This is a genomic window from Paenibacillus sp. FSL H8-0048 (assembly GCF_038002825.1).
Lineage (GTDB): Bacteria > Bacillota > Bacilli > Paenibacillales > Paenibacillaceae > Paenibacillus_AQ.
The window spans coordinates 7,066,843-7,088,283 of sequence record NZ_JBBODF010000001.1 but is presented as its reverse complement, the minus strand read 5'-3'; the positions used below and the strand labels follow the sequence as shown (position 1 = coordinate 7,088,283).

The following is a 21,441-nucleotide window of genomic DNA, read 5'->3' as shown; positions in this document are numbered from 1 at the left end:
GCTAACCTCCCGCTAAATCAGAGGGATTTATCCCTTTCATCCGCTTTTCCCATCACTTCTTCCCTCTCGGCCAGCCTGCCACACAAGTGGAAACGGCTTTGCCGTTCTTTTGAAGGACGGTTCCGTTTCAGCAGGAAATAGAAGGAGTTCCCTTATATTTGCAAAAAGACCTCCGCCGCATCAAGCGGGGAGGCCCTCAAAGTTACATTTGGAATCCAAAAAGACTCCTACGCGCGGGAGATATATTTACCTTCGCGGGTATCGACCAGGAGAACGTCTCCTTCGTTGATGAACAGCGGTACCTGAACCGTATGACCGGTCTCCAGAACAGCAGCTTTGGTTGCGCCTTGAGCCGTGTTACCCTTCACGCCCGGTTCGGTCTCGGTAACCTTCAGCTCTACGCTGGTCGGCAGGTTGATCCCGAGGATTTCGCCCTGGTAGCTGACGATATTTACGGTCATGTTCTCTCTAAGGAAGTTAAGCTCCCATTCGAGCTGCTTGGCTGTCAATTCGAACTGGTCGTAAGTCTCGTTGTCCATGAACACATGCTCAGAGCCGCTTGCATACAGGTACTGTACGCCACGGTTCTCGATGATGGCGCGGCCAATCGTTTCGCCTGCACGGAAGGTACGCTCAACCGTATTGCCGTTACGCAGGTTCTTCAGCTTGGAGCGGACGAAGGCTGCGCCTTTACCCGGCTTCACGTGCTGGAAATCTAGGACGGTGAAGATGTCCCCTTCTACTTCTACGGTCAGGCCTGTCTTAAAATCGTTAACTGAAATCACAAAAAATCCCTCCTGGAATCCATAAATGAACTGAATGATAGTGTCTTACAGTACCAAATAATCCTTCGATGAATGTGTCAGCAGCGTGATGCCGCTCTCGGTAATGACAATATCATCTTCAATCCGTACGCCGCCAAGGCCCGAGAGATAGATTCCCGGCTCCACAGTAACAACCATCCCCGGCTGGATGACTTCATCCGCCAGCTTGGATAACCGCGGCCATTCATGTACTTCCATCCCGAGACCATGGCCTGTGCTGTGGCCGAAGTATTCACCGTACCCGTAACGGGTGATGATATCCCGGGCCAGGGCATCACATTCACGGCCGGTCATGCCGGGCTTGATATGCGCCAGCGTATGAAGCTGCGCTTCAAGCACAATATCGTAGATCTCCTTCAGCTTAGGGTCCGGTGAACCCAGAGCAATCGTACGGGTCACATCGGAGCAGTAACCGTCCAGGAGCGCGCCGAAATCGAAGGTGACGAATTCGTTGTTCCCGATAACCTTGCTGCTCGCTACTCCATGCGGCATAGCTGAACGCTCACCGGAAGCGACGATCGTATCGAATGAAGACGAAGTTGCACCATGCGTACGCATGTAAAACTCCATTTCCAGATCAACGTCGCGTTCCGTCATGCCCGGCTTGATCACATTCAGGATATGACTGAACGTGGCGTCTGCCAGATCGGCAGCCCGCTGCATAACAGCCAGCTCTTCCTCGTCCTTGAACATACGCAGGTTCTCAACAGCCTTCGACACCGGTACCATAGCTGCCGGGGCAAGAGCCTCCGCATAAGCGGTGTACGCACTGAAGGTCACATCATCCTGCTCGAAGCCGACGCGGACTTGTCCGCCCTTCGGCAGCAGTTCCCGCACGGTGTCAATGAATTTGGAGTCATGCTGTACCACCTTGAGGCCATTCACCTGTTCCGAGGCTTGTGTCATATACCGGAAATCAGTCAGCAGATAACTGTCATCACCGGTAACCAGTACATACCCGGAGGAGCCGGTGAACCCGCTCAAATAGCGGCGGTTATATCCGCTGGTAATTAACATCGCATCCAGTCCCAGTTCCTGCAGAACCTTACGCAGCTTGGAGACGCGCTTGTTGCCCATTTTCATTCTCCTCTCGAAATAGCCACATTGTATTTTACCATAGCGGCAGGCCAACTGAGAAGTTTTTTCGAAGGGCCTAAGCCAGCTTCGTCTGCTGTTCGCGTTTGCGTTCATCCGTATACTCGATTGCCGCCGTATATCCGATGAATAATCCCCAGAGCAGGAACAGGCAGAATTCGCTGATGACCGTGTTCCACGGCAGCTTGAACGGAGGCTGGAGCAGGAATAAGCGCGAGCAGGCAAGGAACAGGACCGACCAACACAGCACCCCGTATATCATCCCAGGCCAAGGGCCGTTAAGCTTCCGGAAAATAAACACGTAGATCAGGGAAGCCAATACGGAGAGTACAATGAAGCATAAATAACCGAGCAGCTGTCCGGCAGGGGTCAACAGAAATTCATGCTTGAAAAAAGGCTCCGCCAAAAAACCCGGAATGACCTTGGTAAAGTGCAGAACATACATCAGCCAGTGCAATCCCCCCCAGATTAAACCGGCGAAATAACCTAGTTCAATGGAGAAATAAAAAGGATTCGTCTGAACGTTTTTGGGCTTGCTGGAAGAACTCATAGAGCCGCCTCTCTTTCGGTATGGGGTTAATCCGGTTTCCACTCCGCTCTCTATGCCTAGTATGTACAACTGACGGCAATCCAACTAGTAATGTGTTTAAAAATTAGTTACAATGTATTATATAAATCATATCAATATACGGGAAGGTGAATTGGTTGTCCCAGGAAACTCCCAGTTACGGCGGCCAAGCCGTCATCGAAGGCGTCATGTTCGGCGGCAAGCATGTCAACGTAACAGCAGTAAGACGAAAGAATCAGGAGATTACATTTTTGGAGGTGCCGAAGAGCGATAAGAGCTGGGTCCTTAAACTGCGCAAGATTCCGCTGCTTCGCGGCATTGTCAGTATTATAGATTCCAGCGCCAAAGGCTCGAAGCATCTGAACTATTCGGCAGAATCTTATGCCGAGGACGAGACGGAGCCGGAAGAGCTTGCCAAGCAGCAGGCGAAGGGTAAGGACAAAAAGAAGGACGAAGGCTGGAGCCTCGGAATGATCTTCGGTGTAGCTGTAATGGGGATTTTGTCTTTCCTGTTCGGCAAGCTGATTTTTACGCTGGTCCCGGTATTCGTAGAAGATTTTTTGTTCAAGAATGTATTTGACAACTATATTCTGCACAACCTTGTGGAAGGCGGCATTAAGCTGGTTCTCCTGCTCGTCTATCTCTGGGCGATCTCCCAGACGCCAGTGATCAAGCGGCTCTTCCAGTATCACGGAGCTGAGCATAAGGTCATCAGCGCCTTCGAAGCCGGTGAAGAGCTGACCGTAGCGAACGTACAGAAATACAGCCGTCTGCATTACCGCTGCGGAAGCAGCTTCATGATGCTGACGATTATCCTCGGTGTAATTATCTACTCAGTCGTCCCGTGGGATTCCCTGATGGAACGGGTGCTGCAGCGTATCGTTCTTTTGCCGGTGGTCATTGGAATCTCGTTCGAGGTACTGAAGGGCACGAATGCGGTAAGAGATATTCCCGGCCTCAAGTATCTGGGGTACCCGGGCCTGTGGCTGCAGCTGTTGACTACCAAGGAGCCTAAGGACGATATGGTAGAGGTGTCGATCGCTTCCTTCAACCGGATGCGGGAGCTGGACGCTGCAATTGAAGCAAAAGGATATTCGGAGGCAAGTGTGTCAGGCGGCATTTTGGATCCTGCGAAAGGATGATTAGCCCATGATCAGACATGCTTTGATATTTTGGATTACAACAGCTCTTGCCGTATGGGGCCTGGTGGTAGATATTATGGCACGCGGCCTGATGGCCCTGTCCATCTTCATCTTACCCCTGATTCTGCTGGGACTGTTGTATTACGCCTACAAGGTAGCCCCCGGAAGAATGGGCGGCGGACCCGGCCGTTCGCGCACCAAGGTTAAGCCTTCAGCCAAGACGATGTCCAAGGTTGCCGGCATCCGCAAGACCACTGGTTCACCCGGTAAGCGCAAAAGCTATCCCTTCCAGGTCATCGAAGGCAGCAAGGGTAAGAATGACGATCAGTTGCCCAAATATCACTGAATACTGAATGTTAACGAAGTAGAGCTGCAAGAGGCATCCCCACGTGATCAAATCACGTGCGGGATGCCTTTTTTTGTTTTTGGGGCCCCCGCAAAGCACCTGACTCATCTTCTAAGCTAAAGCCGCACTTTGTGGGGTTATTTTGTTACCGCCTTGAACCTGCGGGATCAAGGGCTTCCCTCCGGGTGCAGGACGGCGGTGCCGGACGATAGTTAGCGAAGAACTCTTCTCCGGCTGCGATGCCCGCCGTATACAAGGCGTCCGTCTGTGCCTGTGTAATATGAAACTCGGTGGTGGAGATACCCAGCGTAGGGATTTTGACCGTACGAACGAATTTATCCGTCTCAATATAGCGTTCATCATGCGCGGAGAGCATCGTCTCCACCATTGCCTCCAGCATGCTGAATGGCCCCGTAATATGATGAGGCTGCGGAGCCGTCTTCCCGATCAGCTGATAGCCGATCGTTGGTGTCCTGCGCTGCGGCGAGAGGAAGCCGTCCTTCTTCTCATCGAACAGCCAGAGCGGGAAATTACTCAGCACTCCCCCGTCCACCATATAGACCAGCTGCCCGCTGAACGATTTCCCCCGGGCCGCCTCTCCGGCCAGCCGCAGGATCACCGGATCGAAGAAATACGGAATGCTGCAGCTCATCCGCACCGCCTTGGCAACTTCGAAGCGCTCAGGCTCGATCCCGTACAGCACCAGATCATCAGGCAGCACCACAATCCGCCCGTTGGTAATGTCCGATGTAATCACCCGCAGCTTGCCGCGCGGCAGATCCCGGAACGTAACTATCCCCTGCTCCAGCAGCAAGCCGCGTATCCACGATTCCAGCGCCTGACCTGAGTACAGTCCTTTCTTGAGCAGCACACGCAAGGCCGGCCCAACAAAGGCGGTGTTGTAGAGTGCTCCCCGCTTCAGAAAAGAGGTGAACGGTGTTCGCCGGATAATCCGGCTCATGATCTCCCCGCTGTACCCCGCTGCCAGCAGCGAGGCAATGATCGAACCGGATGAGGTTCCTGCTACCCGCCCGAAGGTGCGTCCCGCGCGTTCCGTCGCCTCCACCGCACCTGCCAGGGCAATTCCTTTGACTCCCCCGCCTTCAAATACTGCGTTAATCTCCATACATGACAAACCCCCGTTCCATAGAATGTATTGTTATCTATGAGCACGGGGGACTATTCATGACTTAACTCTTGAAATAGAAGCTGAGCAGACTGGCCAGCCCGTACGGGTCACGAACCACAATATCATTCGCCCGGAACAGGATGCTGCCTGATACCTCATCGTATTTCTCATTATATTTGAGCTGGTTGATAATCTGATCTCCGCTCTGCCATTCCGCTGTCTGCTTGGTATCTCCAACCTTGTAGGAAGCCAGACCGATGTACAGCTTAACCTTCGTTCCCTTAACCTCATTCACCCACCAGTCCACCAGCTTATCATAACGGGCGGCGCTGAAAGAGAGGCTCCAGTAGACCTGCGGGGCTACATAATCGATCCAGCCGTTCTGAATCCAGGTGCGCACATCCGCATACATATCATCATAGGCTGACACCCCTGCTGTAGTATCTGAGCCGGTGCTGTCCGCTTTTTTGTTGCGCCATACCCCGAACGGGCTGACTCCGTAAGAGACGGAAGGCTTCACTGCATGAATCTCCTGCCCCAGCTGACGGATGAACTGGTTGATATTATCCCGCCGCCAGTTGCCTTTGCTGGTAATCCCTTGTGTATTGTAGGTCTTGAAGGCTGTGTCATCGGCAAAAGCTACATTGGACGGATAGAAGTAATCATCCAGATGCACCCCGTCGACATCATATCCTCTGACTACCTCCATCACCGTGTCAATGATATGCTGCCGCGCTTCCGGAATCCCCGGATTGATGTACAGCTTGTTCTCCGCCTTAACAATCCAGTCCGGATGAAGCTTAGCGACATGGTTAGGGGCTAGACTGCTGGTAGAAGCGTCGGTTGTAGCCCGGAACGGATTGAACCAGGCGTGCAGCTGCATTCCCCGGCTATGGGCACTGTTAACCATATAGGCCAGCGGATCATAGCCGGGCTCCTTACCCTGAGTCCCGCTAAGCACCTTGGACCAGGGCACGATCTGTGAAGGATAGAGCGCATCACCGGAAGGTCTGACCTGGACGAATACACTATTGAATCCGGCCGCCTTCAGCTTGTCCAGCAGGCTGTCGAACTCCTTCTTCTGCTTGTCCGGATTGCCTGCCGAAGACGTTGAGGGCCAATCCAGATTATACACGGTAGATACCCAGGCACCCTTCATCGCCTTCCCGGTCTTGACACCAGGAATGGAAGGTACGGTTGGTGACGGCACCGTTGGGATAGGCACAGATGGCGTAGGTACCGTTGGTGTAGGCACTGTCGGAACGGTCGGCGTCACAGGTGTAGAAGGCCCGCCGATCTCCATGCCGGAATATAAGGAAATATGCTTCGTAGCCTGATCCCAGACTACCTGAAGCCCAAGCTGCTCGCTTACAAAGCGAAGCGGTACCATCACCCGCCCCTGCGAGATCTGCACAGAAGTATCCAGACGGACGGCAGCACCGTTAACGATTGCGCTTGTTTTGCCGCTGGTCAGCTGCAGTACATTATTATCCTTGCTGATGGTTGCTGTCTTACTGGCCTGATCCCATTTCACACCGGCACCCAGTCCCTGGCTAATCACTCCGGCCGGCACCATCGTAACGTTAGTACGTGTAATATAAGGCGGCACATCCGGGTTCAGCGTCTCCCCATCCAGTTCAATGGTGATTTGCACAGAAGCTGCCTTGACCTTCGGCGTCCACACCGGAAGACACAATATAAGCACAAGTAATGCCATAATCCATTTACGGTAATTCATAATTCCTCCCAGATTGTAAAATTATATTTATGTACAAAAACAGCCCTCTCATCCTCTGTTCAGGGAGAAGGCCGTTCTTTTGTAAACGGAAGCCTTCCTTAGGTGAAAAAGGAACGGTACCCGTTTTGACGTAAAAAAACTGGAAAGGTTGCGCTAATCAAACAAAAAAAGCCACGTTTATGAATCGCTGGCTATCTCATGGTGAATATCGTACAAGGTCTGCACACGCGCTTCATCCCGGCGGAAATATTCCACCAGCGTTTCGATCCGGGTGATGGAATCCCAGCTCAAGTGATGCTCAATGCCTTCAACATCCTTATAAATATGCTCTTGCTGTACCCCAATAATCCCGAGGAACTCCTCCAGCAGCTGATGGCGGTCCACAAGACGTTTCCCCACTTTTTTTCCTTTGCTTGTTAGGACAAGCCCACGATATTTCTCATAGATGAGATATTCGTCCTTATCCAGTTTTTGGATCATCTTGGTCACAGAGGAGGGATGGACTTCCAGCCCCTCGGCAATATCCGAGACCCGCGCATAACCCTTCTCGTCGATGAGCTTGTATATGCGCTCCAAATAATCCTCCATGCTGGGTGTTGGCATTCTAGCTTACCTCTTTTCTATAATGAGCGTAACGGTGGGACCGGGCCTTGCTCTAACAATGATACATGCTTCTGCCGCTCCTTGGCAAGTCCTGCCGGTCATCCGCTTCCCCGCTTAGTGATGTTTACCATGATTCCATTCGCCTGCGGATTGGCACAATAACGTTATCCTCATCCCTAAGGAGCGTGAAATCATGAGCTTAATCACACCCGAACGCCCTCCTGCCAAAAGAATACGCAAGCCCACCGGCCTCTTCATCCCGGAACTGGTGTTCTTTGAACCTGATGCGCTGAATTATCCCAAAGGGGAGCGGATTATGGAGTGGGTCAAGTCCCGCAATATTCCCTACCGCATGACCACCTCGCATAACCGGATCACCAATCTGCCGGGCGAGACGGAAGTCGAGCAATACAAAATCGCCAAACGGACGCTTGTGGTCGGCTTGCGCAAGACGCTTACTTTTGACCAGTCGAAGCCGTCTGCCGATTATGCAATTCCTATTGCCACCGGGTGCATGGGCCACTGCCATTATTGTTACCTGCAGACCACGCTGGGTGCGAAGCCCTACATCCGTGTCTATGTCAACACCGGGGACATCATCGATGCAGCCAAAAAATATATCACCGAGCGCTCCCCGGAAATTACGACATTCGAAGCAGCCTGTACCTCAGACCCGCTTGGCCTTGAGCATATTACCGGCTCGCTGACGGAGCTGATCGAATTCATGGCGGAAGAGCCGCTCGGGCGGCTGCGCTTCGTGACCAAATACCAGCATGTCGAGCCGCTGCTGAAGCTGAAGCATAACGGCCATACCCGTGTTCGCTTCAGCGTGAACGCAGATTATGTGATTAAGAACTTTGAGCCAGCCACCTCACGTTTCGAGGAACGGATTGAGGCCGCCGGACAGATCGCCCGTTCCGGGTATCCGCTGGGCTTCATCATTGCCCCTATTATCTGGCATGACGGCTGGGAAGAAGGCTACAGCGAGCTGCTGGAGAAGCTGGCGCATGCGCTGCCGCCGGGAATTGGCAAGGGGCTGACCTTTGAGATGATCCAGCACCGCTTCACTAAGACGGCCAAGACCGTGATCGAGAAGCGTTATCCGAAGTCGAAGCTGGAGATGGATATTGAGAAACGCAAGAAGAAATGGGGGAAATGGGGACAGAACAAATATGTCTACCCGGACGAACAGCAAACCGCCCTGCGCGAATTCATCACAGAGCGGATTTTTGAACAATTTCCGGAAGCGGGGATTGATTATTTCACTTAAGTTTCTCTTAGAAAATCAGCCAGCGCGGCGTGATGCCCTGCAGCCAAATCGTAATGCGGAACATCTGGTCGGTGAACAGCAGAATGCCCATGAATACCATCAGCCCGCCGCCCAGCTTCATCAGCAGGTTGGAGTATTTCAGGATCTTGCGCGCCCCGCCCAGGAAAAAGGCCAGTCCGAAGAACGGCAGGGCAAAGCCGATACTGTATGCCGTAATCATTGTAAACCATGTTCCGGGATCACTGGCCGATAACGCAATAATAGCAGTTAGAATGGGACCTATGCAGGGCGACCAGCCTGCCGAGAATCCGATGCCGAAAATGAAGGAGCCGAGGTACCCGGCAGGCTTCCATCGCAGCTCCAGCTTGCGTTCCCGGAGCAGAAACTGCGGTTGGAATATCCCCAGCAGAAAGAGCCCCATGACAATGATTAAGATTGCCGACAACTGACGGATCAAATCCCGCTGGCCATTGAAGAATTCACCGAACAAGCCAGCTCCAAAACCAAGCGTATAGAACACTGCCGAGAAGCCCAATATGAACGCCAGCGTATGCGAGAGGGTCCGGAGACGGACCTCTTTGCTGTTGCTGCCGCTCTTCAGCTCCTGGACCGATAAGCCGGTAATATAAGATAGATAAGAGGGATAGAGCGGCAGGCAGCAAGGCGATATGAATGACGCCACTCCGGCGGCAAAAGCGATTCCTGCATTCAGGTTGGACACGGGCGCATCTCCTTCCATAGTCGGGGTCACTCGGGTCACTTCATGTAGCAACAGTACAGATACAGTTATGTAGTTGGTGCAAAGGGCGGCCGGTTGTACGCTTAATTTTTAGGCTGGCAGCCCTTTTTTGCCGATGAGGGTTAGAGTCAATAGTGCAATTAACAGCAGAACAATCGTTGCTCCCGGAGCCAGATTCCATACTCCAGCAATGACCAGTCCGGAAGTGACAGCAATCTCGGCAATCGCCACCGACAGAATAACTGAAGACTTGAAGCTCCGGGACAGCAGCAGACTAATGGCTACAGGAATGGTCAACAGCGCAGAGACCAGCAGCGAGCCGACAATCTTGATCGCCGTACTGATCACCAGAGCCGTTAACACCGTAATCAGCATATTGAGCAGCTTCACCGGAAGTCCGCTGACACTGGCCGCATCCTCCTCGAAGCTGAGCAGGAAGAATTCCTTGAAGAATAAGGTTACGACGACTACAACCGCAATCGTTACGATTCCCACCACGACAAGATCCGTTGTATTGAGCGTATAGATGCTGCCGAACAAATAGCTCATTACATCTGCATTATACCCTTTGCCCAGGGTGAAAAATAGTGAGGCCAGCGCTACACCGCCCGACATGATGATCGCAATGGACAGCTCAGCGTAGCTTTTGTAGGCTTTGCGCAGCTTCTCAATGGCAAATGAGGCCACGACCGCAAAGATCAGCCCCGCCCCCAACGGATAAAAGCCGGTCAGAAAACCCAGCGCTACCCCGGCAATCGTAACATGCGCCAGTGTATCTCCAATCATGGACAGACGCCGCAGCACCAGAAAAACGCCGATTAGCGGCGCCGTAATGCCAATCATCAGCCCGCCGGCCAGCGCCCGCTGGAAAAAATCACTAAACAGGATTTCCAAGATGAATGTCTCCTACCTTTCAAATATAAACCTTTCATGCGAATCATGCGAAAAGCTTTATCAAACCCTTTATCAAACCCTTTTCGAGATCCCTCCCAAACCCTCCCTTCCCGAAGGGAGGGCCCCAAGGGCTCCGCCCTCTGGACACCCGCTGAGTGCAATTGGCGTGGGAGGACCGATTTTCGCTGCTTAGGGACGTTTGCGGAAGGAACGCTTTGCCTCCCTTCGGGATACGCTTCACTGGAAATGGGATTTAAACGTGTGAGAAATACTTTAACTAATGGCTTGCTGAGGGTTTACCTCGCCCTGATGAAGGTGCACGGGGTAGGCTTAGTTGTAATTTGTACAACTAAATCGCCGGATGTGCCGACAAATCTCCGTTTAGTTGTATTTCCTGCATTTAAAATGCCTCTAGTTCTGGATTTTCGCCCATCCGGGCAAATTTAGTTGTACAGACTACAATTAGACGAGGATGTCCACCCGTTTCACTGTTTTTAGTTGTACAGAATACACTTATCCCTGTTTTTCACTATGAACGCAGCTTCATCCCTTACCCCATTTATGGAATGAAATCACTTGTTTAAGTCTGATGGTCTACTAGGTCGTCCAATGTTGTACAATGGGTGCTCCAAATGATTGACGACAGTTATCAGGACAACGTATGCTGTAAATTATCGACTTCACAGTTCTGCGCCTCATGCGAGTGGCGGCAATAGAAGTTGATTTTACCGTTCTTCTGGACCGGCTCGCTGCCCAGGTAATTCTTCATCATGTCGATATCATGCGACACCATCAGGAAGGTCATATGATGATGGGCATGCATGTGCATGATCAGCTCGAAGAATCCGGCCTGGGTCTCGGCATCAATGCCGACGGTAGGCTCATCCAGAATCAGCAGATCCGGGTGGTTGATCAGCGCGCGTGCCAGGAATACACGCTGCTGCTGGCCGCCGGACAGCTGGCCGACTCTTTTCTCCGCAATATCCTGAATCCGCATGACTTCCAGGGCATCCTCACACTGCCGGTGCTGGGCCTTCGAGACCCGCCGGATCAGGTTCTTGTTGTTGTACAGGCCGGACAATACGACCTCACGGACCGTTGCCGGGAACAACGGGTTGAACGCATTCTTCTGCGGCACATAGCCGATACGCTCCCAGTCTTTGAACTTCCTTACCGGCTGGCCGAACAGCCGGATCTCACCGCTTGAAGCAGGCAACAGGCCGACAATCATCTTAAGCAGTGTCGTCTTGCCGGCACCGTTAGAACCGAGGATACCGAGGAAATCACGTTCTTTTACCGTATAATTCAAGTTCGAAATGACCTTCTGTTCCCCGTAGGAGAAGGACAAATCCTGTATTTCGATCATATGCTGATGGCAGTCCAGGGATACCGGTTGCATGTGAAGTACCGCCTTTCACTTATACTTTCCTTACTTATACTTTCCTTATTATTGTAAGGCCAGAATGAGATTTTGCAAATTTTTCTCCATTAAGGTGAAATAGTTGTCCCCGTTCTTCTGCTGAGCCTCAGTCAATCCTTCTACCGGGTTCAGTACCATCGTGGATACACCCGTCTCACTTGCCAGGGTCTTAGCCAGCTTATCAGAGACAAGCTCCTCGAAGAAAATATAACGGATGCCCTCTGCCTTGACCAGCGCCGCCAGCTTCACCAGATCCTGCCCGCGCGGCTCAGCGTCCGGCGACAGCCCCATAATGGCATGCTGCGACAGGCCGTAGTCACGTGCCAGATACGAGAAAGCCTGATGAGATACGACAATCTCCTTGTTAGGCAGCTTGCCCAGCTCTTCGGTGAACTTCAGATCCAGTGCGTTCAGGCGGTCCGCGAGCTTCTGGTAACGCTCTTCGTAGCCTGCAGTATGCTCAGGATCAACGGCTTGAAGACTATCCTTGATATTCTTGGCCATCACAAGCGCCGACTTCGGGCTTACCCAGGTATGCGGGTCGGTGTGCAGGCTGTCGCCATGCCCGTCTGCTTCAGCGCCTTCACCTTCATGGCCGTGATCATGCCCATCGTCTTCATCCGTTGTAATCAGCTTCACCCCTTGGCTAACCTCTACAGCCTTGGTCTTACTGTCACCATCGAGGCTCTTGAGGAAATTAGGTACCCATCCTTCCAGCCCGGCTCCGTTATAGAGGAACAGCTGCGCTTTGGAGGTACTTATGATATCCTGGCTGCGCGGTGTCCAGTCATGCGGCTCAACCCCTACAGGAAGCAGGTTGATTACATTGGCATCGTCGCCGCCGATTTCGGCAGTGAATTCATATATAGGATAAAAAGTAGTGATAACATTCATTTTTCCTTCAACAATGCTTCCGCTGCTCTTCGGTCCGCATGCGGCCAGTGACAGCGTAAGCAGCAGGACAGCAGCGAGCAGCAGCCCTTTTTGCAAGCTTCTTATTACCATTTCTCTATCGACCCCTTAAATCGTAAAATTTACTATCAGAATTATAATAGTAATCGTTACGATAAGTCAACTCCGATCTGAATTTCGTTATCTGCATGGCTTCCTATGCACTATGATCTTGGAGCAAAAAGAAGCAATCCCCGCTGCTTCTGGCCTGCGGGGATTGCTATTAAATCATTATGCGGATGCTCTTTGCATTCTTATTTCACAATCGCTCCGTTCGGCATGCTATCCGGCACGGTAGCAATGGTCAGCTGCTCGCCCTTGGAGGCGGCCAGGATCATGCCCTGTGACAGCTCACCGCGCAGCTTCACCGGCTTCAGGTTCACAATGCAGATCACCTTGCGGCCCACCAGCTCCTCCGGCGTGTAGAACTTCGCAATGCCGGATACCACCTGGCGCTGCTCATAACCAAGATCCAGCTGCAGCTTCAGCAGCTTATCTGCCTTCTTCACCGGCTCGCAGGCGATGACCTGGGCTACGCGCAGCTCTGCCTTGGCGAAATCGTCGATGCCGATTTCTTCCTTATGCTCCTCTTCCTCCGGATCGGCAGCCGCCGCTTCCGGAGTCACAGCAGCCGCAGCAGCAGGCGTTGCCTCTGCAGCGGCCGGCTTCCCGGCTCCCATCGCTTCGGCGATGTACGCTACCTCCTGCGCCACATCCAGGCGCGGGAAGATCGGGTCGCCCTTCACCAGCCGGGTACCTGCCGGGATCAGGCCGAAGGATCTGCCGCTCTCCCAGGTGGTCAACTCGCCCGGCTGAATGCCCAGCTGCTCCCAGATCTTCGCCGGAGCGCCGGTCAGGAACGGCTGGAGCAGAATGGACGCGGTGCGCAGTCCCTCGACCAGATGTCTCATCACTGAAGCCAGCTCAGCGCTGCGGCTCTCATCCTTAGCGAGCACCCAAGGCTGGGTCTCGTCAATGTATTTGTTCGTCCGGCTGATCAGCGCGCCGATGGCAGTCAGGGCTACGGAGAATTCCATCTTCTCCATCGCTTCTTCCACCTTGGTGTAAGTGCTCTGCACCACCGCTTCAAGCTCGCCGTCAAATGCGGTGACCTGACCGGCATAAGCCGGAAGCTCGCCGCCGAAGTATTTCTCCACCATTGCGCCGGTCCGATTCAGCAGGTTGCCCAGGTCATTGGCCAGATCGTAGTTAATCCGGTCCACGAAGCTCTCCGGCGTGAAGGTTCCGTCCGAGCCGAAGGGAACCTCGCGCAGCAAATAATAGCGTAGAGCATCCAGGCCGTAGCGGTCAATCAGCGTCACCGGATCAACCACATTACCCTTGGATTTGGACATCTTGCCGTCCTTCATCAGCAGCCAGCCATGCGCGAATACCTTCTTCGGCAGCGGTTCGCCGAGCGCCATCAGAATAATCGGCCAGTAGATCGTATGGAAGCGGACAATTTCCTTCCCGACGATGTGAACATCAGCAGGCCAGTACTTCTCGTACAGGCTGCGGTCCTCCGAGCCATAGCCCAGAGCCGTAATGTAGTTGGTAAGCGCATCGATCCATACATACACTACATGCTTCTCGTCGCCTTTTACCTTAACGCCCCAGTCAAAGGTCGTACGGGATACCGCCAGATCCTCCAGACCCGGCTTGATGAAGTTGTTAATCATCTCGTTCTTGCGGGATTCCGGCAGGATAAACTCCGGGTTCTCCTCGTAGAACTTCAGCAGGCGGTCAGCATATTTACTCATACGGAAGAAGTAGCTTTCCTCCTTGACCAGTTCCACCGGATGACCGCTGTCAGGACTTTTCCCTCCGGTAATCTTGCCGTCAGCATCACGTTCAATATCCACCAGCTGGGTTTCGGTGTAGAAGGTCTCATCCGAAATACAGTACCAGCCTTCGTATTCCCCTTTGTAGATATCCCCCTGCTTCAGCAGACGGTCAAAAATATCCGCAACTACCTTCTTATGCCGCTCCTCCGTGGTACGGATGAAATCATCATTTGAGATATCCAGCTTCTTCCACAGGTCCTTAATGCCGACGACAATCCCGTCCACGAACTCCTGCGGGGTCTTTCCGGCCTTACCGGCCTTCTCTTCAATCTTCTGCCCATGCTCGTCCGTTCCGGTCAGATAGCGTACCTCATAGCCGCGCAGCCGCTTATAGCGGGCCATCGCATCACCGGCTACCGTGGAATACGCATGCCCGATATGCAGCTTGTCGCTCGGATAGTAGATCGGTGTTGTCAGATAAAAGGTTTTGTTCTCACTCATTACTTCATCATCCCTTCGTTATCCCTAGTCGTTCATTTCACACAAAAAACTCCCGCCCCTCTATGGGGCGAGAGTAAACTCACGCGATACCACCCAACATTCCCCGGCTCCTCACAGAGCACAGGCTTCGTCAGTTCCTCAAGCGGAACTGTCCATTAACGCTGGAACACGCCGTGCGCTTACGCAGGGCCTCGGCTTCAGGCCTTCCGCTCGAACACAGTTCCTCCCGGACCATATTCAATCTGGCATTCCATACCGGCTCCCAGCAGTACCGGCTCTCTGTAATGGTGTCCACATCTACTTATCCGTTCCTCGGAATATCACTTATTATTCAAAATATAACCATCCCGGCGGCCCGTGTCAAGTCGTATGCAGCGGCTTATCCCCGGAGGGCTGCTCTTTGCGCGGCGGCACCGGGTCAAGGCCTCCCGGATGGAAGGGATGACAGCGGGCGATCCGCCTGGCAGCAAGCCATGAACCCTTCAGCGGCCCATGGACCTCAATGGCCTCCAGCGCGTAAGCCGAACAGGTCGGGTAGAACCGGCAGGTTGCGGGCTTGAGCGGCGAAATGAACTTGCGGTAGACCCGGATAGGGGCCTGCACTGTTCTTCGTAAGCTAGCCATACTCAGCGTCCCTCTTTGCTGCGGGCAGCACCGGCCGGCTCTTCTTCTCTTCCCTGCTCACAATCCTTGCAATAGCCGAATACCTCGAATTTATGCTTGACCACCCGGAACTGATCCGGCGGATCAGTTAGATTCATCGGGCAGAATTGAATCGGGTATGTCTTCATACACTGCAGGCAAATCATATGGTGATGATGGTGATCCTGACTGCAGCTTGCCTTGAATTTGACGCCTTCTTCAAATACAATCTGCTCCAGTACGCCCAGCTCCTCCATAACACGCAGGTTACGGTAGACGGTATCGAAGCTCAGCCCGCTATACTTGCGGCCCATATGCTCATATACATCCTTTGCAGACAAATATCCCGTATTCTCGCCGAATAATTTGGCAAGCGTCTTGCGCTGATCGGTGATTCGCAGCCCCTGCCCCGACATGGCTTCCAGGATTTGATCTGTCGACAGCATTCGCTCATCTCCCATAACATAGGTCGTTTGTGTTGTACTCTCTTTATAATGCCCCAAAAGCACTGCCCCGTCAATAAAAGTGCCTGCCTGAACGCATCCACAGACTTGCTGCAGAATACAAAACGGCAGCCGCCCCCTAAGGAGCGCTGCCGTTTGTATTTTTCACAATAAATTATTTTTTCGCCGGAAGCGGGGTGAAGACAAAGTTAACGGGCAGGTTGCTGCCGGAAGCGACGGAGAACACAATCTCCACACGCCCTTCATACTCTCCGGTACGGTAGACAACAGCATTCGTGTCTGATGATAGGCCTAAAGTGCCCTTATTGGGCAGGTTCACCATTGTGCCGTTTACAATCAGCGGTCCCAGATAAGGCCCCCCGCGCGGGTTGAAGGTGATCAGCGTGTTTGCTGCAACACGATCCAATACGATTTTGTAAAGCACCCCGAAGTTACCCGCATTGGAAACATACGTCCCCTTCATTGGATCAATCCCGTCCAGGTTTTTGTCCAGTTTATTGTCGCCCAGAAGCAGCTTACTTTGCGTGGTCCCCACCAGATCGGTCACGTTCATGATCCGCGTAGAATCAGGGAAGGTTCCCCGGGTATGCACACCATCGCTGTCAAGAACAGGAAGATAAGGAAGCTCAGCAAGCGGGTCCTTGGTCTGCTCCACCATGACTACGTTATACTGAACCGGCAGGTCACTGAACAGATCCGCACTCAGCGACATTACGTCTTTAGGCTTCATGGCAATTTTGTTCAGATCTGTCATGATAATCATGCTCTGTCCCGGCTGCAGGGTAACCGGAGCTTCGGTCGAGCCGGTAACCATGGATTTGAAGTATTTCTCCATCGATACTTTGCCCGTATATTCCGGTGATGTCACCGGACCGGCAATCCCCAGATACTGGGTAGTAATGGTTGCCGGATACAGGTTGTTGTTCGTAGCAATCACATAGAGCTTTTGTCTGGTAGCCATATTGTTCATATGGTGCACAAGGAAACGTGTATTGCCCACAGAGCTTTCACGGTACAGAACACCTTCCGTATTCACAGTCTCTGGACTGTTGCTGCGGATCAGAGTGTAGCCCTCTGAGGACAGGTTATACGGCAGATTCGGAAGCGACGGGATCTTCCCGCCGTCCATGCTGATGATATCCCCCGGAATGGTGAACAGCTTCGTTACTTCATCCTGCGTATACAATTGCTCGCTGGTAATATTGATGATCTTCTCAGCAGTACTGCTAAGACCATGCTTATCAGTTACTGTCAGCTGGATAGGTACAGGTCCGGAAGTAAAGTAAGCCAGCGACCGATTGTTCCAGGTAACGGTCAGCTCTTCATTCTCAGGATCATAGCTGGTATCGGTCAGGATTACCGGCTCACCCATTTTGTATTCGTCTTTATCTGTGGTGAACTGGGCCACTGGCGGCTGATTAGGCTGCAGCACCTGAATGGTCACCGGATAAGGATCACTCCACATGTTGTTGGCATCCCGTACCGAATACATAACCGTATAGAAGCCCGGCTGATCATACATATCCCGCTTGTTGTCACTCCAACGTTCTTCCACAATCGGCGTACCGTTCGGGGAAGAGCTGGAGGTCACATAAGTCACGATCGTTTCCCCGGCATAGATTTCCTTGGGCTGAACCGTGAAGGAAGCAGTTGGCTTCGTATTCAGTGTAAGAATAACCCGCTTCTGAACATTGTCAACGGTGTAAGGAATTTTGAGTGCAGAGGTTATCGAGGTTAACGGTATCATAAAGGTGCCTTTGAACTGGTAAGCAGGACCCTTCATGGTAACCTTGGTACCATCGACTGTGTATATTTTGCTGTCGGTCTTGAAGCGCATAATGCTGGTGCCCTTGGTCACAATGACCTCTTTGGTTTTGGCATCATACGTGAAGGCAACGCCTACCATTTCCACCATTGCGCGGATCGATACATAGGAGACACCATTCTTGACTGCCATCGGCTGATTGGCGGTGTAAGGCGTGCCATTTCTGAACATCTTGTTGCTGTTCATCATCAGGATCAGCTTGCCTGCCCCATCCGCGGGCGCAGCTATGCCTGGAGTTGGTGTAGGCTGCATGAATGGAGTCATCGCCGGATCTTCGGTTGGTACAACACCATCTACAGGCGCTGTTGTTACGGTACCGTCTGCAGGCGCTGCAGTCTCACCAGGAAGGGCCGTTGCAGCCGGACTTGGCGTTGCTGTGGCTGCCGGAATCCCCTGGGCCGGTGTTGCTTCAGGCACAGGTGTTGATGTTGGTGTCACTGATCCGGCAGGCGTCTCCGTAGCCAGCGGATTAGTCGACTCGGTCTGAAGCTGCGTTGCGCCGGTATTTCCCGCTGCGGCAACAGTCCCTGTTATTGTTGTCTGAGTGCTGACTGGTGCTGCGAAGGCTGGAACCGCTGCTACGGATTGCGATACCACCAATACTGCCACCAAGAACGTTCTTTTCAAATTCATTATACGACTCCTTCTGCTCCCATTTGTAGTGTATAAGGCAGTCTCTTCATTGCATTCTTTCCACCTTATATTCCCCGCAAAATTGCAACCGCCCTCTTAGAGAACGGAAGAATGTTTTGCCACGTTCATTTTACAAAACATAGTATTAGACGCATGTTATAGCGAAAAGTTTCATTCTGTGTAAAAAGAAAACAAAAAATAACGACCACCCCTGTACCCGGGCAATCGTTATGGCTGGCAACCCGCTAGGTACGGGCATCGGTCGCCCCGAACCTGCTGCGGTATTCCTTCGGGGTCATTCCTGTCTGCTTCTGGAACACCTTGGTGAAATAACGCCGCTCCTGATAGCCGACGCCCGAACTGATGGCCGTGATGCTCTTGTCGCTGCTGGCGAGCATGAACTTGGCAGCTTCAATCCGCTGCTGGGTGACATACTCCACGAAGGTCACCGCGAAGCGGTTCTTGAAGAGCAGGCAAAAATAACTGCTGCTAATGCCAATCGTATTCGCCACCTCATCAATACCGAGATCTGTGTGCAGGCGCTCCGTAATGAACTGTGCGGCTTGATTCATCAGCTGCTCCGGTGTTTTTTTGACAGGCTCATCAGCCGCAGGCACTTCCTGAAACAACGGGATGCTGTTGTACAATTTGTCCTTATACTGCCTGCTGCGTATCCGCGAGCCGATTTCCCGTACCTTGTCGCCAAGCTCCCCGTAATGAATCGGCTTGCAGATATACTCCTTCACCCCGAGCCGGATCGCTTCACGCGCATAATCGAATTCCTGGTAACCGCTGAGCAGCAGTACCTCGCTCATAAGCCCCATCTCCCGCAGCTTGCCGATGAATGTCAACCCATCCATCACCGGCATACGGATATCGCAGAGCACCAGATCAGGCGGCGTTTCCTCTGCCAAGCGCAGCGCCTCCATCCCGCTTCGTGCCAGCCCCGCAACCTCCATCCCCATGTCCTGCCAGGGCAGCACAGTGTTGAGATTGCTCAGAATGGGCGCTTCATCGTCAACCAATAATACTTTTAGCATAATGGCCTTCCCCCTGCCCGTATTTCGGAATGACGCACTGGATGATCGTTCCTTCCCCAGGACTAGCACATATGAAAATCCCATATCTGTCGCCGTATTCAATTCGTATCCGGTCCGCAACACTTCGTACACCCAGCCCCCGCCGCTCCTGATGAATGCCCTGCTCCGGCCTAGCTTCCGTCTGCTGCTCTGCCGCGTCATTCACCATGTATTGAAACATCGACAGCTGGGACGGGGTCATCCCGATTCCGTTATCCTGTATCCGCAGCACCAGATTGCCTTGGGTCTCCCACACCTTAACACTCACCAGACCCTTATACCCGATCCCCTCAAAACCATGCTGAATGCTGTTCTCCACCAGCGGCTGGAGCGTAAGCTTCAGAATCCCGCAGCCCAGCAGCTCTGCCGGAATCTCAAGCTCATAATCGAACAGGTCCTCGAACCGGAATTTCTGGATATCGAGATAATTGCGCAGATGCTTAACCTCTTCCTCCAGCGTAATCTCATCCCTGTCCTGAATGCTGATCCGCAGAATACTTGCCAGCCGGTAGACCATCTCACTTACCTTGCGCCCTTCATTTTGCACAGCCAGCACATTGATCGATTCCAGAGTATTGAACAAAAAATGCGGCTTGATCTGGGCCTGCAGCACACGCATTTCCGCTTGATTCTTGCGCTGCTGCTCCACGTGAACCCGGCTGAACAGCGAGTTGATTTTGTCCATAAGATCATTGAAGCCTCTGGCCAGCAGCGTCATCTCATCGTTGCCCTTCTCCTCAACACGGGTAGTAAGATCTCCGTCCTCTACCCTGCGCATGAAGCGTACAATGACAGCAATCCCGCCAGTAATCCGGTTCATGAAGAACAGATTGAAGATGACAGCGCCCAGAAGGCACAGGAACATCACTATGACGAACCAGCGGGCGAACACCGTCACCTCATGAGACAGAGTATCCCAGGAAGTGACAGAGACCAGACTCCAGGGATAGTCCTTGAGATGGTAGACCGACAGAATGCTTTTCTCGCCACCGAACTGTGTCTTGAAGCTCTGAAAGCCTGGCTTAAACGTAATATCCTTCGTGGTGAAGCTGCGGAAATCCTGCCCGTCCAGCTGCCTGTCCGGGTCCAGCAGAATCATTCCATCATCGTTAACCAGCATGAAGGACACCTTCTGGTCGGTACCCCCGATCTTAAGATTGCGAAATATCGACTCGAACTCCCAATTCTTGATCTGCACCACCAGAATGCCGATATTCTGAAAGAAGCTAAGCTCCTTAACCAGCCGGATTTGCGTAAATACAGCCTCCGTTCCGGTTAGCTCAGGGTACTCATGCGGGGCCAGCCATTTCGGAACCCCGTTCAGCTTCATTACCTCCTGGTACAGCTCGCTGCCTTTGAACTTGTCATAGGGCAGGGTGCGGAAATTCTCCTTGTTGAAGACCGAGACGATCTCCGAGCTCCCTTTTCCGTTGAAATTATACAGGAAGGCATAGCTGATCGACGGATGATTATAGAGCAGGCTGCGGAAATTACGCTGGCTGGCATTCAGGCTAAGCTGCTCGGCATCGGTCAAATCCTGTTTGGAGGGATCATCTGCACTAAGCGCCATATGAAAGACCGAGGTGGCAATTCCGTTGTCAGTCACATTGTCCATATCCTTGAACACATTAGAAATGCTGTAGCTGATCGCTTTGAGCGAATATTCGGACTGCTGGCTATATTTCTTCTCAATGGAATTATAAGTCACGAAGAACATAATCATGCCAAGAATGAACAGCGGAATGATAATCAGGCCTAAGAATGCCGTAAACAATTTGTAGCGCAGATTCATCG

19 protein-coding genes are annotated in these 21,441 nt (G+C 52.5%); 3 read left to right on the top strand and 16 right to left on the bottom strand.

Going from position 1 to position 21,441, the window contains the following annotated elements:
• Window positions 1–227: 227 nt before the first annotated feature.
• The 3 genes from efp to NSU18_RS30585 all read right to left on the bottom strand — a co-directional run bounded on the left by efp (window position 228) and on the right by NSU18_RS30585 (window position 2,469).
• On the bottom strand, window positions 228–785 hold the full coding sequence (gene efp, locus NSU18_RS30595; RefSeq protein ID WP_036731916.1) for an elongation factor P: 558 nt from the start codon (window positions 783–785) through the stop codon (window positions 228–230).
• A 45-nt stretch (window positions 786–830) separates the two neighbouring features.
• Window positions 831–1,901 (bottom strand): M24 family metallopeptidase, encoded by a 1,071-nt coding sequence (locus NSU18_RS30590; protein ID WP_036731914.1) that lies wholly within the window; start codon window positions 1,899–1,901, stop codon window positions 831–833.
• A gap of 76 nt (window positions 1,902–1,977) precedes the next feature.
• Window positions 1,978–2,469 (bottom strand): YqhR family membrane protein, encoded by a 492-nt coding sequence (locus NSU18_RS30585; protein ID WP_341150854.1) that lies wholly within the window; start codon window positions 2,467–2,469, stop codon window positions 1,978–1,980.
• Between the two features lie 206 nt (window positions 2,470–2,675).
• Here NSU18_RS30585 and NSU18_RS30580 point away from each other — a divergent pair, with 206 nt between their 5' ends.
• On the top strand, window positions 2,676–3,629 hold the full coding sequence (locus tag NSU18_RS30580) for a DUF1385 domain-containing protein (RefSeq protein WP_445321880.1): 954 nt from the start codon (window positions 2,676–2,678) through the stop codon (window positions 3,627–3,629).
• A gap of 7 nt (window positions 3,630–3,636) precedes the next feature.
• The gene (locus NSU18_RS30575; RefSeq protein ID WP_341150853.1) at window positions 3,637–3,975 is read left to right on the top strand and encodes a hypothetical protein; all 339 of its coding nucleotides are present in this window, start codon (window positions 3,637–3,639) and stop codon (window positions 3,973–3,975) included.
• A gap of 145 nt (window positions 3,976–4,120) precedes the next feature.
• On the opposite strand, the gene NSU18_RS30570 is transcribed toward NSU18_RS30575, so the two are convergent.
• From NSU18_RS30570 to mntR, 3 genes are all read right to left on the bottom strand, one after another.
• On the bottom strand, window positions 4,121–5,101 hold the full coding sequence (locus NSU18_RS30570; protein ID WP_341150852.1) for a patatin-like phospholipase family protein: 981 nt from the start codon (window positions 5,099–5,101) through the stop codon (window positions 4,121–4,123).
• A gap of 64 nt (window positions 5,102–5,165) precedes the next feature.
• Window positions 5,166–6,842: a family 10 glycosylhydrolase gene (locus NSU18_RS30565; protein WP_341150851.1), complete on the bottom strand. Its 1,677-nt coding sequence runs from the start codon at window positions 6,840–6,842 to the stop codon at window positions 5,166–5,168.
• Between the two features lie 177 nt (window positions 6,843–7,019).
• Window positions 7,020–7,445, bottom strand: coding sequence for a transcriptional regulator MntR (gene mntR, locus NSU18_RS30560; protein WP_036698430.1), 426 nt, complete (start codon window positions 7,443–7,445; stop codon window positions 7,020–7,022).
• Between the two features lie 193 nt (window positions 7,446–7,638).
• On the opposite strand from mntR, the gene splB reads away from it, so the two are divergent.
• On the top strand, window positions 7,639–8,715 hold the full coding sequence (gene splB / locus NSU18_RS30555; protein WP_341018099.1) for a spore photoproduct lyase: 1,077 nt from the start codon (window positions 7,639–7,641) through the stop codon (window positions 8,713–8,715).
• 7 nt (window positions 8,716–8,722) lie between these two features.
• On the opposite strand, the gene NSU18_RS30550 is transcribed toward splB, so the two are convergent.
• The 10 genes from NSU18_RS30550 to NSU18_RS30505 form a co-directional block, all read right to left on the bottom strand.
• The gene (locus NSU18_RS30550; protein WP_445321831.1) at window positions 8,723–9,454 is read right to left on the bottom strand and encodes a cytochrome c biogenesis CcdA family protein; all 732 of its coding nucleotides are present in this window, start codon (window positions 9,452–9,454) and stop codon (window positions 8,723–8,725) included.
• 90 nt (window positions 9,455–9,544) lie between these two features.
• Entirely contained in the window at window positions 9,545–10,348 is an 804-nt protein-coding gene (locus NSU18_RS30545) for a metal ABC transporter permease (RefSeq protein WP_341018096.1), read from the bottom strand.
• A gap of 649 nt (window positions 10,349–10,997) precedes the next feature.
• Window positions 10,998–11,747, bottom strand: coding sequence for a metal ABC transporter ATP-binding protein (locus NSU18_RS30540; protein WP_341018095.1), 750 nt, complete (start codon window positions 11,745–11,747; stop codon window positions 10,998–11,000).
• 48 nt (window positions 11,748–11,795) lie between these two features.
• The gene (locus NSU18_RS30535) at window positions 11,796–12,773 is read right to left on the bottom strand and encodes a metal ABC transporter substrate-binding protein (protein WP_341150850.1); all 978 of its coding nucleotides are present in this window, start codon (window positions 12,771–12,773) and stop codon (window positions 11,796–11,798) included.
• Between the two features lie 200 nt (window positions 12,774–12,973).
• Window positions 12,974–15,004 carry a methionine--tRNA ligase gene (metG, locus tag NSU18_RS30530; RefSeq protein ID WP_341018092.1) on the bottom strand — a complete coding sequence of 677 codons (2,031 nt, stop codon included), beginning with the start codon at window positions 15,002–15,004 and terminating at the stop codon, window positions 12,974–12,976.
• 360 nt (window positions 15,005–15,364) lie between these two features.
• Window positions 15,365–15,628 carry a membrane protein insertion efficiency factor YidD gene (yidD, locus tag NSU18_RS30525; protein ID WP_339249555.1) on the bottom strand — a complete coding sequence of 88 codons (264 nt, stop codon included), beginning with the start codon at window positions 15,626–15,628 and terminating at the stop codon, window positions 15,365–15,367.
• A 2-nt stretch (window positions 15,629–15,630) separates the two neighbouring features.
• Window positions 15,631–16,092 (bottom strand): Fur family transcriptional regulator, encoded by a 462-nt coding sequence (locus tag NSU18_RS30520; protein WP_036731890.1) that lies wholly within the window; start codon window positions 16,090–16,092, stop codon window positions 15,631–15,633.
• A gap of 172 nt (window positions 16,093–16,264) precedes the next feature.
• Window positions 16,265–18,568, bottom strand: a complete 2,304-nt coding sequence (locus tag NSU18_RS30515; protein ID WP_341150849.1) for a copper amine oxidase N-terminal domain-containing protein — start codon at window positions 18,566–18,568, stop codon at window positions 16,265–16,267.
• Between the two features lie 245 nt (window positions 18,569–18,813).
• Window positions 18,814–19,608, bottom strand: a complete 795-nt coding sequence (locus NSU18_RS30510) for a response regulator transcription factor (RefSeq protein WP_341018089.1) — start codon at window positions 19,606–19,608, stop codon at window positions 18,814–18,816.
• On the bottom strand, window positions 19,586–21,439 hold the full coding sequence (locus NSU18_RS30505) for a cache domain-containing sensor histidine kinase (RefSeq protein ID WP_341150848.1): 1,854 nt from the start codon (window positions 21,437–21,439) through the stop codon (window positions 19,586–19,588). The genes NSU18_RS30510 and NSU18_RS30505 overlap by 23 nt, the downstream gene beginning before the upstream one ends.
• Window positions 21,440–21,441 lie beyond the last annotated feature (2 nt).

What these genes read in the sequence shown, in the direction of transcription:
- NSU18_RS30590 (WP_036731914.1), bottom strand. Translation starts at nt 1,901, where the DNA reads ATGGGCAACAAGCGCGTCTCCAAGCTGCGTAAGGTTCTGCAGGAACTG.
- NSU18_RS30585 (WP_341150854.1), bottom strand. Translation starts at nt 2,469, where the DNA reads ATGAGTTCTTCCAGCAAGCCCAAAAACGTTCAGACGAATCCTTTTTAT.
- NSU18_RS30580 (WP_445321880.1), top strand. Translation starts at nt 2,676, where the DNA reads ATGTTCGGCGGCAAGCATGTCAACGTAACAGCAGTAAGACGAAAGAAT.
- NSU18_RS30575 (WP_341150853.1), top strand. Translation starts at nt 3,637, where the DNA reads ATGATCAGACATGCTTTGATATTTTGGATTACAACAGCTCTTGCCGTA.
- NSU18_RS30570 (WP_341150852.1), bottom strand. Translation starts at nt 5,101, where the DNA reads ATGGAGATTAACGCAGTATTTGAAGGCGGGGGAGTCAAAGGAATTGCC.
- NSU18_RS30565 (WP_341150851.1), bottom strand. Translation starts at nt 6,842, where the DNA reads ATGAATTACCGTAAATGGATTATGGCATTACTTGTGCTTATATTGTGT.
- mntR (WP_036698430.1), bottom strand. Translation starts at nt 7,445, where the DNA reads ATGCCAACACCCAGCATGGAGGATTATTTGGAGCGCATATACAAGCTC.
- splB (WP_341018099.1), top strand. Translation starts at nt 7,639, where the DNA reads ATGAGCTTAATCACACCCGAACGCCCTCCTGCCAAAAGAATACGCAAG.
- NSU18_RS30550 (WP_445321831.1), bottom strand. Translation starts at nt 9,454, where the DNA reads ATGGAAGGAGATGCGCCCGTGTCCAACCTGAATGCAGGAATCGCTTTT.
- NSU18_RS30540 (WP_341018095.1), bottom strand. Translation starts at nt 11,747, where the DNA reads ATGCAACCGGTATCCCTGGACTGCCATCAGCATATGATCGAAATACAG.
- NSU18_RS30535 (WP_341150850.1), bottom strand. Translation starts at nt 12,773, where the DNA reads ATGGTAATAAGAAGCTTGCAAAAAGGGCTGCTGCTCGCTGCTGTCCTG.
- metG (WP_341018092.1), bottom strand. Translation starts at nt 15,004, where the DNA reads ATGAGTGAGAACAAAACCTTTTATCTGACAACACCGATCTACTATCCG.
- yidD (WP_339249555.1), bottom strand. Translation starts at nt 15,628, where the DNA reads ATGGCTAGCTTACGAAGAACAGTGCAGGCCCCTATCCGGGTCTACCGC.
- NSU18_RS30520 (WP_036731890.1), bottom strand. Translation starts at nt 16,092, where the DNA reads ATGCTGTCGACAGATCAAATCCTGGAAGCCATGTCGGGGCAGGGGCTG.
- NSU18_RS30515 (WP_341150849.1), bottom strand. Translation starts at nt 18,568, where the DNA reads ATGAATTTGAAAAGAACGTTCTTGGTGGCAGTATTGGTGGTATCGCAA.
- NSU18_RS30510 (WP_341018089.1), bottom strand. Translation starts at nt 19,608, where the DNA reads ATGCTAAAAGTATTATTGGTTGACGATGAAGCGCCCATTCTGAGCAAT.
- NSU18_RS30505 (WP_341150848.1), bottom strand. Translation starts at nt 21,439, where the DNA reads ATGAATCTGCGCTACAAATTGTTTACGGCATTCTTAGGCCTGATTATC.